Raw genomic sequence first — 11,679 nt, 5'->3', positions numbered from 1 at the left:
ACCTAGATTTCGCTTAAGTGCAGTTTGCCCGCCCTTATCTTGCCTACCCTCCTTCCCGTACATGGGTTGTCTCTTTCTGGCTGGCAGCAATCCGTTTTGGGGTTACTTTCTGGAAACCAGGGCAAAAACGAAATCCAGACCAGAGACAACCTAAGGCTTAGTACCTTTGCAACATGGCGGCACAAGAGAATTTTTACGAGGTGGTGATCATAGGCGGCGGGCCCATTGGGCTGGCCTGTGGCATTGAAGCGCAGCAGGCAGGGCTTTCTTACGTCATCTTGGAGAAAGGCTGCCTGGTAAACTCGCTCTACAACTATCCGCAGACCATGACCTTTTTCTCTACATCAGAGAAGCTGGAGATTGGCGGCGTGCCCTTCATCTCAGACAACCCCAAACCGCGCCGCGCCGAAGCCCTGGAATATTACCGCCGCGTCACGTTAAAATTCGGGCTGAACGTACATTTGTTTGAAGAAGTTCAGCACGTAGAGAAAGTGCAAAACCAGTTTCAGGTGCAGACTTCTAAGGCCAGGTATACAGCCCACCACGTCATTGTCTCTACCGGTTTTTATGACTTGCCAGCACTCATGGACGTTCCCGGCGAGGACCTGCCCCAGGTGACGCACTATTACCAGGACCCGCACTATTACGCCCTCCAGAAAGTAGTGGTGGTAGGCGCCAGCAATTCTTCAGTGGATGCCGCCCTGGAAACGTACCGCAAAGGCGCCCAGGTGACCATGGTGGTGCGTGCCCCAGAGATAGGCCAGCGGGTTAAATACTGGGTGCGCCCAGACATTGTGAACCGCATAGCCGAAGGCAGCATCAAGGCCTATTTCAATTCCAGCGTCACGGCCATACGCCCCGGCGCAGTAGACATCCTCACTCCCGAAGGCCCTGTCACCCTAGCCAACGACTTCGTCCTAGCCCTGACTGGCTACAAACCTGACTTTGACTTGCTCAGGAAGTTTGGCGTGCAACTCTCTGCAGATGACAAGCTCTACCCGCAGCACAACCCAGAGACCATGGAGACCAACCAAGAAGGGTTATATTTGGCAGGCGTGGTCTGCGGCGGCATGGACACGCATCTCTGGTTTATTGAGAATTCTAGGGACCACGCCCCCAAGATCATTCAGCACATCCTGGCCAAGCGTACCCATTAGCGATTTCGTTTTTGGCCTAATTTCTGGAAAACAGCCCAAAAACGAAATCTATTTAGCTGCTCCAAAATTGCTGAGGTGCTGCCAGTGCGTGCCAAGTCTGAAGGTTATTTATTGAATACGAGCCTTGCCTGTGGGCATACTCTCCAAAGATTTTCTGCTGTAAGCGGCTGTCTGGTTCTATCTTCTTTGAATAAGCCGAAGCCCATTTGTTACTAATACGTAGTTTTTACCTAGTTTTTCTCCGTATTAAACCCATTTTTTACGCTATTGGATTTATTTCAAAAAGGAAATCAGCCAAAAGTCTATGTTACAAAATAGGCAATTCTTTCATTCTTCTATAAAGGGCGGTACTCTACATTTGTCACATACCTAATGGCAAAATAAAGGAACCGCCCCCCCTATTGGCTGCCTGCTGATACCAGTTCCTTTTGCCACTAGGTCTTTCATTACAATCCCCTAGGCTGAGATCTCCCCCCAAGATCTCAGCTTTTTTCAAAAAACAGGAACGCCGTGCCCTTTTTACTAAGACTTCTTTCATTGCACAAAGTCCTCTCCAAAGCAGGACTGCTAAGAAACGCCCCCAGGGAGTGGATGGGGCTTCTGCTGCAAACCAATCCTGATGAGTTTTCTACCGGGGAGGTAGTGGCTTTTTACCTGCTGCTTCTCTTGCTTGCCAGCATGTTACTAATCTTTGTCCTTTTTATTTAAATACCTTACCTGTAGTCATATCCCCCGACTCACACACAAAAGCCGACTCTAGCGATTGAGTCGGCTTTTGTGTTTATACTGGTCAGACAAAGGCGCTAAGAAGCATTTAGAAATCCTATCAGGCTTAAAATGGCGCCAAACAGATTACCAAAGACATGCAAGTACACGCCCAAATACAGGTTCTTTTTATACCAGACCAGGTACGTGAGGGGCAGCTGAATCAGGAAAATGAGCGGATAATTGTAGGGTTGCCAAAAATGCGCGAAGGCAAAAAGCGCCGCTGATACCAAAGGAGCGTACACTCCCAAAGAAGTCATCCTGGAGAGCAGGTACCCTTTAAAGTAAAACTCTTCCACCACCGGTATGATGAGACCATCTACCAAGATCTGCAACACCAGAAACAACAGCATAGCTTGGTAGCTAAGGGGTTGCACCTGCTCGCTGCCCTTCAAATAAGCAGGTAACCAATAAAACACATCCTCCAGCAGAAACTCTTTTACCGGCGCCAGAAGAAACAACAAGCCAAAGGCCCAGGCAATAAATGCAAAAAAGAAAAGAACATACTGCCACGCAGGCATGGGTTGGTGGTATAGGTTCACTCCCCTAAGGGTATAGAACCCGTTGATCCTTTTGCCTTCCCTCAACAACAAATACACGTGCAAGGGAATGGTTATGAAAAGCAAGGCCACCAGAAAGGAAAGCCCAGTGTGCCATTCATATTTCTGAAGCAAGGGTGCCAGCAGTACCACTAAGACAATGGTGATGACACCGGGCAATAGATGCAGAAATACGGCTTTGCCTGTTCTCATATGGGTTCTGTTTACTCGGTAAGGGTTGGCTACTTGGTTTGCTTATACTTGGATGGCTATGAAGTTACCAATGGATCATTGACTTGACCAAGCTACTACAAATCCTGAATTTAAAACCCATCTATGGCTTAAGGTGACCAATGATTTTTGACTTATGAATATGCTCGTTTTTGAAGTCTTTCCCAGAAAACAGGCCAAAAAACAAAGAGCCACCCTTTTGCAAGGGCGGCTCTTCTATCATCAATCACTTCACATTACTTAATTCCTTCTGGACGAGGTTCTTTCACGCCCGGCGGCCGGCCGTTCTTGGGAAGCGCCTTGCACCGGTTGGCTGGTTTGCGGGGTTGATGTAACCCTGCTGCGCTCTTGGCTTACCTGCGGGCTTGGCGCAGTTTCTACGCGCGGTTGCGTATAATTGGCCTGGCTTCTGGCGTCACCGCTGTGTGGAGAATAGTCAGTAGTACGCTCTCCTTCCGGGGCTAGGTTAGAACTTCTCGGGCGCGTGCTGGGCGCTTGTTGTTCTCTAGTCCTGGTAGCTGGTTGACTGCGTTCTGTCCTTACCGGAGCTGGCGCGTTGTCAGGAGCTGTCTGAACTCTTGTATTACGTGGCTCTCTTGTTGTGCCGGCACTAGGTTGGGTTCTTACGGTACCACCGGTCTCAGAAGTGCGCTGCTGTTCAGCTTGGTCAGTAGAAGTGACTCTTCTACGGGGGGCCGGCGCTTCAGAAGAAGTGACTCTACTACCACTTGCAGCTCTGTCTGTTCTAGGCGCAGCAGTAGCATCTCTACTGGTTCTGGTAGGTGCCTGGCTGTCTCTGGCTTCTACCCTGGCAGGAGCTTCAGAACGTCTGCCAGACACTTCCGGACGATAAATACGCACGGTGTTGTCAGCAATCTGGTTTCTACCCGGACGGCTATCATTGTCCACGCGGTACACGTTCACCTTGCGGTTGGTAGACCGCTCAATGTCCTGAGCTCTTGGCCCATACACATACTTGCGGTTGTCGCGCTCATAATAGTTGTTAATGATGGTGGTGTTATGGTAGATGTTCACCACCCGCGTTCTAGGCACATAATAGTTGTAGATTCTAGGGCTAGAGATGTACATGACCGGCACAAAACACCACCGGCTGGCCGGCATCACATACGTTACTCTTGGACCCATGGGCGCCCAACCGTAATAACCGTCGCTGCGTCTCCAGTCTACCCAGGCTGGTCCCCACTCATTGCCCGGCACCCATAGCCAACCATAATAGTCGTCATAGGCCCAGCGGCCGTAATGGAAAGGCGCCCAGCCCCAGTCATAGTCAGAGACCCAGGTATTGCCGTACTCGGTCATCACCCAGTGCCCACGGGTAGCATACGGATGGAAGTCGCGGTCTACGTCCGGAGACCATACGTAGCCATACTCTGGGTCATTGATCCAGCGGCCATACGGATCCAGTTCATCATAAAAGGTTTGAAATGACACTCTGGCGCCCGGCTGGGCTTGCGCGTGCGGAGGGGCGGCTAAGAAGGCCAATAGCAGCGCAAGCATGCCCATGGCCCAATAGTGTTTAAAAGTGTTCATCTTCTTTGTCTGTTAATAAAGGTGAAAAACGTGTTTGTCTTTGAGGTGAACCGTTGCAAGGAAACGCATTCTCTTCCCTAGTTTTTCACCTTAACCTACTTGCAGCAAACACCTTGCCTAAAATATAGAATCCATCCTATCTTTTGATAACTACATTCTTTCAAAAATTCACAACCATTTAATAATCAAATATTTGTCTTTCTAAATAACGATTAAAAATCTAGCTAAAATCGAAAACGAATAATTAAAACCATGTTGTGAGAGGTGTGCTTTTGAACAAAGGCTGGGGTAAGTGGTTTAATGTAAGTGGCAACATAAGCTTCCTCTGATTTTGGTCCATTTTCTAGAAAACAGCCTAAAACCGGAATGGTAACTTATGATTAGAAAGGCTATAGGCCGCTTTACTTTACAAGAATTTTGGGGTTTGGAACAGAGAAGGCGGCATAATTGTTGTACCTACATATAACCAAAGAAGAATAAAAAAAGATTTTACCTCAGGAAACAACACATCCCCGTAAAATCTTGTACCTTATACTTCGTTGGTAGAAAAGGAGGGAGAGTAAGGGCTCTGTGAACTTCGGGTGTCTGGACTAGACGCTAAACCCGCTTAACTTTTTAAACTGAACCCATGACAAGCAACACACTATCCTCCATCGCTTCGTTACTTAAAAAATTAATATCCCGCTTAACCGGACCTACGCTCCAGCCTATTCCCGTGCCGGTGCGTCAGCAGCCCAACCGATAGGTTTCTGTTGTAACCATCCCTAAGCGTTCAAATCGTTTTAACATCTGCCTAATTCTTGAAAATCCCTGCTATGCCCGTAGCAGGGATTTTTTATTTCTACACTCACAGGCTCTTAGGCTGTTTCCATTTTTGACCTGATTTCTGGGAAACAAGCCAAAAACGACCATGGTGTCCCAAGAAATAGTGTTCCGTCTTACATTAATTAGTAATTTCCTGCTCCAATCTCATACAACCAACAACATGAAACGATCCTCTCTCCTGCTGTGTCTGAGTGCGCTTTTGAGCACGGGCACGGCCTTCTCCCAAACGCTGGAGGTACCCAAGAACGTGACCAAGGCTTTGAAGAAAACTAAGCCAAGCGATATCAAAAAACACATTGCCTACCTGGCAGATGACAAACTCAAAGGCCGCCAACCGGGCACTGAAGGCTACCAGATGGCCGTGGACTACGTGGTCAATCAATACAAGAAAATGGGCGTAGAGCCGGGCGGCGAAAACAACACCTACCTGCAACTAGTGCGCCTGAGACGCTCCTTCACAGGCGCCGACGCTTCTTTCACCAGCCAGGTGACGGGCCAAGGTACTCCGCAGACCTGGACCGTGGGCAAAGACGTGGCCATTAACCCGCACCCAGAGCAAGCCCAGTCTAGCGTAGACGCGCCGGTGGTGTTTGTGGGGCATGGCATTTCGGCCCCGGACCTGGGGTATGATGACTATGCGGGCCTTGACGTGAAAGGCAAGATTGTGATGGTACTGCGCGGTGCTCCCAAAAGCTTCCCTTCTACCGTGGCTTCTTACAGCATTGACGTGACCACCATTTTGAGAAACGCCGCCGAGCATGGCGCGGTGGGCGTGCTCATGGCCACCAACACGCAGAACCCGAAAGCTACCGTACCCAACCTCTCCAGAGGCGTGAACAGCGTGGCCGGAGCTGATGGCAAAGTAGCCACCTCAAGAAACTATGTCTCAGATAAAATCAAACTGATGGCTACGTTGTCGGCGCCGGCTACGCACCAGTTCTTTGTGAAAGCGGGTCTTGATACGGCTCAGGCGTTTAGCACCTTGCGCAGTGGCAAACCCGCCTCGGCAGATTTAAAGCAGACCGTGAAGGCCAGCTACACCTCTTCTAACAAGGACTTCGACTCCTGGAACGTGATTGGCAAGATTACCGGCTCTGACCCACAACTGAAGAATGAATACGTGGTGCACAGCGCACACTTGGACCACGTGGGCATCACGGCCCCAGTGAACGGCGACTCCATCAACAACGGCGCGCATGACAATGCCTCTGGCGTAGCTAGCTTGTTAGAGATTGCCCGCACTTACACCCGCCTCAAAGACAAACAGAAGCGCTCTATCTTAATTGTGATGGTGACTGCAGAAGAGATGGGTCTGCTGGGCTCTGCCTATTTTGCCAAGTATCCTACCGTACCAAAGAGCAGTATTGTGGCTGACATAAACACCGACATGCCCACCATCATTGCCCCGCTCCTATCGGTGGTGGGCTTAGGCTCTAACCATTCTACCTTAGAGACACCGGTGGCCTATGCGGCTTCCTACCTGGGCATGACCGTAGAAGCCGACCCAGAGCCGAATGAGAACCGTTTCATACGCAGCGATCAGTACAGCTTCGTGACGCAGGGCATTCCGGCTTTGCACATCAAGTACGGAAACAAAACTGCCGACGGCCTCAACAACCTCAACAAGAAAGTGGCCGAATGGCGCGCCATCCACTACCACAAGCCACAGGATGAACTCAATGACACCTTTGACTTTGACGCCGGCAGGAAGTACGTGCAGCTCAACTTCTTAATCAGCTACCAGGTGGCCAATACCCCAGAGCGTCCAACCTGGAAACAAGGTGACTTCTTCGGGACGCGTTTTGGCCAGTAGCAGGAAATGTACAGGTTGCTGAGGAAGAATCAGCCATGCATGAGCGCATATGCCTGTACCTGTTATGATGGAGCCTATTATTTGGTTTCATTGTGGGCTGATGAATATGCAACAAACTAAATGTAGTATATTCATCAGCCCACTTTTGTTGGGTTAAAATAAGAATTTAGTAAGGACCTGCATAACGCACAAAGTGCAGATAAGCCGAATAGTTCGGTTTATACAATAGTTAGCACCAATAAATATGAATTATAAAGAATTGCTTAAATACTGGACTGGTAAAGAGCTGTCCAAATTTGATGGTGACTTACTTTCAAAAAAGGGAGCCAATGATGATACAACTCAATTTTTGTCTATAGTCGGGCTCCCAAAATCAGCTGCACCTTTTCTCACATTTGGGCATAATGAAGCGACTCTAAATCTAGAATCGATTGCACTTGTTTATGAAACTGAAGAATTCGCACATCAATTTCTTCTAATAATTGGCTCAGAAGGTGCCGGCGACCCATTTTGTATCGACTTGATGAATGGTTGCCAAGTCGTTGTGCTAAACCATGAGCAGGAATTCGAAAGTACCTTTGTTAATACTTCAGTAAATGAGTTATTTCAGTTTCTATCTGCCTACAAGGAATTTGGGAAAGAAGTAATAAGCTTGAATGGAGAGGACGCTTTCCTCGACTCCAATTTCACGGACGAACAATTTGAAAAGCTTAACTATAGATTAAAGTCAATAGATGAGAAAGCTGTAAGTGAGGGTAACTTCTGGTTTTATGAACTGGAGAATCTGTTAGCTAACAGAGAATACTTTCTTAAAGAAAATTAAAAATTACAGGTGCTAACATTGTATAAAAATCATGCTTCGGCCGACGGCCTCGCACGTTTTTTATACTAGCCGTTAAGGCTACTATAAATTCCTTGTTAATTAAACACCCAAAAAGACTTGTAGATACCGTCTTAAAGAGTGGTGCTACCTATTTGAGAAACATCTGACCATAATTATTCTATAAAACTTTAACCTATAGCAAAGAAATCTAAATGGCAGAGGAGAATAAGAAAATATTAGAAAAGGCAAACGCGGCTATCACGAAGGGTGACAATGAAGGATTTCTGGCTTTCTGCACCGATGATACGGCGTGGACCTTCGTGGGGGACCAGATCTTACTAGGGAAGGAAGCCGTCCGGCGGTACATAGCCTCTGCGTATCTGGAGCCTCCTAAGTTTATGGTTGAAAACTTGATAGCAGAAGGCGATTATGTGACTGCCCTTGGCAAAATCAGATTGAAAGATACTGATGGTCAAATGGCTGAATACTCCTACTGTGATGTTTGGCGATTTAGGGATGGGAAGATGGCTGAGTTGAAGGCTTTCGTAATCAAAACCAATGAATAGGGAAACCTAACAACACACTTGAAAGCATCACCCGTATAGAATTTATTTACGCAAAATACCAACACTTTACAGCAGGTCTGCTTTAAAACGAGATCACTTCTGTTAGCACTATATTTAAACATCACCTCTGTTTTGGCTTGTTTTCCAGAAAGTAAGCCAAAAGCGGTTTGTGAAAAGTTAATTGGGAAGCAATCATTCCCCCATTGCGCCCACAACTACTTCATCCGCAGGTCAAATATTCCATTATCTTTGCGCCATCTTTAGGCCCTTCCTCTTTCTAAAATCGCAGAATCTGGCCTTGGGATACCCTTTTTTACCTTTTTCATAAAAAAGAATAAAAATTAGTTCTCAAAATTAAGAACTAAAGAAACTAACCAGTATCTTTGCAGCGTTCTACCTCAAACAAAGAGAACAAACCTGTGTTAAAACTATCACCAGAGCAAAAGCAGCTAATTGAAAAGATTGGCATTTACCATGAGCAGCAAGGCTTTCCGCCGGTGACTGGACGCATCATGGGCTTGCTGTTTGTTTCTGAGAAACCGTACCTCACTTTTGAAGAAATCATTGAGACCTTGAACATTAGCAAAAGCGCTACAAGCAATGCCTTAAATCTGTTGTTGCAGATGCGCCTGATAGAGTACACTACCTTCTCTGGGGATCGCAAGCGCTATTTTAGCGCCCTGTTGGACAACTGGAACCAGGAAGTGGTTAATAAGATGAACTCCATCTTGGCGTTCAGTAAGCTATTGAGACAGGCCAACGACTTAAGAGGTGATGCCAACCCAGACATGAACCAAAAAGTGTTGGACCGGATTGAATTCATGGAGTTCTTATCCTCCCAAGTGCCCATGCTGCTGGAAAAATGGTTGAAAGACCGACAGAAATAATTTTTTTACCCATTTGGTTCTCATTTTCCTGAACTACAAAGAAAGATACAAACCAATTAATTTTAGTAAAACCGTGAATAAGAAGCATTTATTACTGGGGCTTTTCCTCTCACTGACGGCAGGGTCCAGTTTTGCGCAAAATCAACCTCAGGCGGGGACTACTCTCTCCTTGAAAGAGGCGCTTACTTTTGCAACCGCTAACAATATTTCCATTCAACAGTCTCAATTGGATGAGCAAGGCGCTGAATATAAGATAAAGGAAACCAAAGGCTCTGGTCTGCCTCAGATTAATGGTACTGGACAGCTCACCGTTTCTCCGTCCATCCCTACCCAGTTGTTGCCAGGTGAAATCATTGGCGAGCCGGGCACGTACGTGCCTGTGAAATTTGGTCAGAAATACAACGCCACCGGCGGGCTAGAGCTGTCTCAGTTGATTTTCAGCAAGTCCTATTTTGTAGGATTAGAAGCGGCGGCCACTACCCGTGACTTGTACCGTCTGCGTACCCAGATGAGCAAAGAGGACGTGTTGTACAACGTGAGCTCTGCCTACTTACAGGCGCTTCAGACCAAAGAGCAGTTCAACACTATTGCCGCCAACTACAACCGCTTGGTGCAATTAGAGAAGATTCTGACGCTGCAATACAAAAACGACTTCGCCAAAAAGGTAGATGTGAACCGCATCACGGTCAATAAAACCAATCTGGAGAACCAGCGCGAGGCCTTGGCCTCTACTTATGAGCAGCAGAAGAACGCTCTTAAGTTCTTCATGGGCATGCCCATGGATCAGCCCATTGAATTGGAGGAGTCTACTACTTTGGTCACCACTGTGCTTCCGCTAACGGCTAATGCCAATGAGGTGTTGGCCAACCGTGCAGACTTCAAAGCCTTGCAGACTCAGAAGAACTTGTACGGCCTGAACATTTCAAACATCAAAGGCAGGGCCTACCCTACGCTGGCTGGTTTTGGTCAGTATTCTTACAATGCGCAGCGCCAGGAGTTTAACCTCTTTGACACCAGCCAACCTTGGTTCAACACCTTTGTGCTGGGCTTAAAATTGAACGTGCCCATTTTTGACGGTTTCCAGCGCAAGTACCAGACCCGTCAGGCAGAGCTAGAGGTAAAAAAGACGGATTTAAGCATTCAAAACCTGACCTTGAACACGCAGATGAGCTTAGACAACGCCCTCAAGCAAATAAGCACCAGTGAATTGTCTATTGAAAACCAGGAGCGCAACGTGCGCATGGCCCAGGAGGTGTATGACACTACCAACAAACTATACAAAGAAGGTCTTTCTCCCTTGACAGATTTATTGGATGCCGAGGTGGCCCTGAGAGAGGCGCAGACCAACGTCAACAATGAACGATTGAAACACAAAATCGCGCAGCTGAACTACCTCAAAGCCCGCGGCGAATTAAGTAACCTAGTCCAATAATCCTTACCTGTACATCACCCATAAAATGAAAAAACTGATTTATATCCTGCTTGCAGTTGTGTTGATAGGCGCCGTTGCCTACACCTTAAACAAGAACAAAAAAGAAATGACCGCTAAGGCTGCCGTTGCTGAAATCAAGAGCGAGGCCATTCCGGTGACCTTAACCGAGGTTACGTCGGCTAAGCTGGACAAGTCGTTCACCGCGCAAGGAAATTTCAAGCCCGTGCAGAGCCTCACCTTGGTTTCAGAGATCTCTGGTCAGATCCAGCGGGTGCTTAAGCGCAAAGGCGACAAAGTGCGCGCCGGCGAGTTGCTGTTGCAGGTAGAAGATAACACCAGCAATGCTAACCTAGCTACGGCCAACGCCAACTACCAGAAAGCCCAGAAAGACCTGGAGCGCATGAAAAATCTGATTGCCGGTGACGCGGTGACCAAACGCCAGTTAGAAGACGCTCAAATCAACGTGAACGCTACCCGCGCGCAGTTGGTAGCCGCCCGTCAGAACCAGAACAACACCCGCGTGACGGCCCCCATTAGCGGCCAAATCAACGAGATGTACATTGAGGTAGGCTCATACCTGAACGCCAACGCTGGCACCAAGATGTATGACATCGTGAACGTTGACCGCCTGAAACTGAATGTGAAAGCCTCTGAGTCTGAAGTGCTTTTAATTAACAAAGGCCAGAAGGTGAAAGTGACTGCCAACGCAGGCGGAGCCCAGGAATACGAAGGCACGGTGATGGCCATTGGCGCCGCCGCAGATGCCAGCTTAAAGTTTGACGTGGAGATTGAAGTAAAAAACACTGCCAACAACAACCTGCGTGCGGGTATGTACGGTACCGCTTTCTTCCCGGTGAACGCCCAGCGTGACGCGCTTTTGTTACCCCGTGAAGCCATTGTAGGTAGCATTCAGGACCCAAGCGTGTACGTGGTGAAAAACAACAAAGCCTATCTGCGCAAAGTGAAAGTGGGCATTGTAACGCAAGACCAGGTAGAGATTCTGGACGGGGTTCAACCAACAGAGCAAGTGGTACGCAGTGGCCAGATCAACCTGCGCGAAGGCATCCAGGTAACACCGCTTAAGTAATCA

At 47.9% G+C, this 11,679-nt stretch carries 9 protein-coding genes; 7 read left to right on the top strand and 2 right to left on the bottom strand.

Annotation, left to right across the window (positions count from 1 at the left end; all coding sequences use genetic code 11):
• Positions 1–173: 173 nt before the first annotated feature.
• Positions 174–1,157: a YpdA family putative bacillithiol disulfide reductase gene (locus tag TH61_RS12405; RefSeq protein ID WP_066509766.1), complete on the top strand. Its 984-nt coding sequence runs from the start codon at positions 174–176 to the stop codon at positions 1,155–1,157.
• Between the two features lie 803 nt (positions 1,158–1,960).
• On the opposite strand, the gene TH61_RS12400 is transcribed toward TH61_RS12405, so the two are convergent.
• Both TH61_RS12400 and TH61_RS12395 read right to left on the bottom strand, forming a co-directional pair.
• On the bottom strand, positions 1,961–2,674 hold the full coding sequence (locus TH61_RS12400) for a CPBP family intramembrane glutamic endopeptidase (protein ID WP_066509764.1): 714 nt from the start codon (positions 2,672–2,674) through the stop codon (positions 1,961–1,963).
• A gap of 258 nt (positions 2,675–2,932) precedes the next feature.
• Positions 2,933–4,243, bottom strand: a complete 1,311-nt coding sequence (locus TH61_RS12395; protein WP_066509761.1) for a DUF6600 domain-containing protein — start codon at positions 4,241–4,243, stop codon at positions 2,933–2,935.
• Positions 4,244–5,228: 985 nt separating this feature from the next.
• Here TH61_RS12395 and TH61_RS12390 point away from each other — a divergent pair.
• The 6 genes from TH61_RS12390 to TH61_RS12365 all read left to right on the top strand — a co-directional run bounded on the left by TH61_RS12390 (position 5,229) and on the right by TH61_RS12365 (position 11,676).
• Entirely contained in the window at positions 5,229–6,881 is a 1,653-nt protein-coding gene (locus tag TH61_RS12390) for a M28 family metallopeptidase (protein ID WP_066509758.1), read from the top strand.
• 244 nt (positions 6,882–7,125) lie between these two features.
• The gene (locus TH61_RS12385; protein WP_066509755.1) at positions 7,126–7,704 is read left to right on the top strand and encodes an SUKH-4 family immunity protein; all 579 of its coding nucleotides are present in this window, start codon (positions 7,126–7,128) and stop codon (positions 7,702–7,704) included.
• Positions 7,705–7,916: 212 nt separating this feature from the next.
• On the top strand, positions 7,917–8,270 hold the full coding sequence (locus TH61_RS12380) for a nuclear transport factor 2 family protein (protein ID WP_066509751.1): 354 nt from the start codon (positions 7,917–7,919) through the stop codon (positions 8,268–8,270).
• Positions 8,271–8,689: 419 nt separating this feature from the next.
• Positions 8,690–9,157: a GbsR/MarR family transcriptional regulator gene (locus tag TH61_RS12375; RefSeq protein ID WP_066512818.1), complete on the top strand. Its 468-nt coding sequence runs from the start codon at positions 8,690–8,692 to the stop codon at positions 9,155–9,157.
• A 73-nt stretch (positions 9,158–9,230) separates the two neighbouring features.
• Positions 9,231–10,589: a TolC family protein gene (locus TH61_RS12370; RefSeq protein WP_231862217.1), complete on the top strand. Its 1,359-nt coding sequence runs from the start codon at positions 9,231–9,233 to the stop codon at positions 10,587–10,589.
• Positions 10,590–10,614: 25 nt separating this feature from the next.
• On the top strand, positions 10,615–11,676 hold the full coding sequence (locus TH61_RS12365) for an efflux RND transporter periplasmic adaptor subunit (RefSeq protein WP_066509749.1): 1,062 nt from the start codon (positions 10,615–10,617) through the stop codon (positions 11,674–11,676).
• Positions 11,677–11,679: the final 3 nt, after the last annotated feature.

The organism is Rufibacter sp. DG15C (genome assembly GCF_001577755.1).
GTDB lineage: Bacteria > Bacteroidota > Bacteroidia > Cytophagales > Hymenobacteraceae > Nibribacter.
This window is presented reverse-complemented; position numbering and strand designations above follow the sequence as displayed.

Bases quoted from the DNA above. Each gene is read 5' to 3' on its own strand.
- TH61_RS12395 (WP_066509761.1), bottom strand. From the start codon at position 4,243: ATGAACACTTTTAAACACTATTGGGCCATGGGCATGCTTGCGCTGCTA.
- TH61_RS12385 (WP_066509755.1), top strand. From the start codon at position 7,126: ATGAATTATAAAGAATTGCTTAAATACTGGACTGGTAAAGAGCTGTCC.
- TH61_RS12405 (WP_066509766.1), top strand. From the start codon at position 174: ATGGCGGCACAAGAGAATTTTTACGAGGTGGTGATCATAGGCGGCGGG.
- TH61_RS12400 (WP_066509764.1), bottom strand. From the start codon at position 2,674: ATGAGAACAGGCAAAGCCGTATTTCTGCATCTATTGCCCGGTGTCATC.
- TH61_RS12365 (WP_066509749.1), top strand. From the start codon at position 10,615: ATGAAAAAACTGATTTATATCCTGCTTGCAGTTGTGTTGATAGGCGCC.
- TH61_RS12390 (WP_066509758.1), top strand. From the start codon at position 5,229: ATGAAACGATCCTCTCTCCTGCTGTGTCTGAGTGCGCTTTTGAGCACG.
- TH61_RS12380 (WP_066509751.1), top strand. From the start codon at position 7,917: ATGGCAGAGGAGAATAAGAAAATATTAGAAAAGGCAAACGCGGCTATC.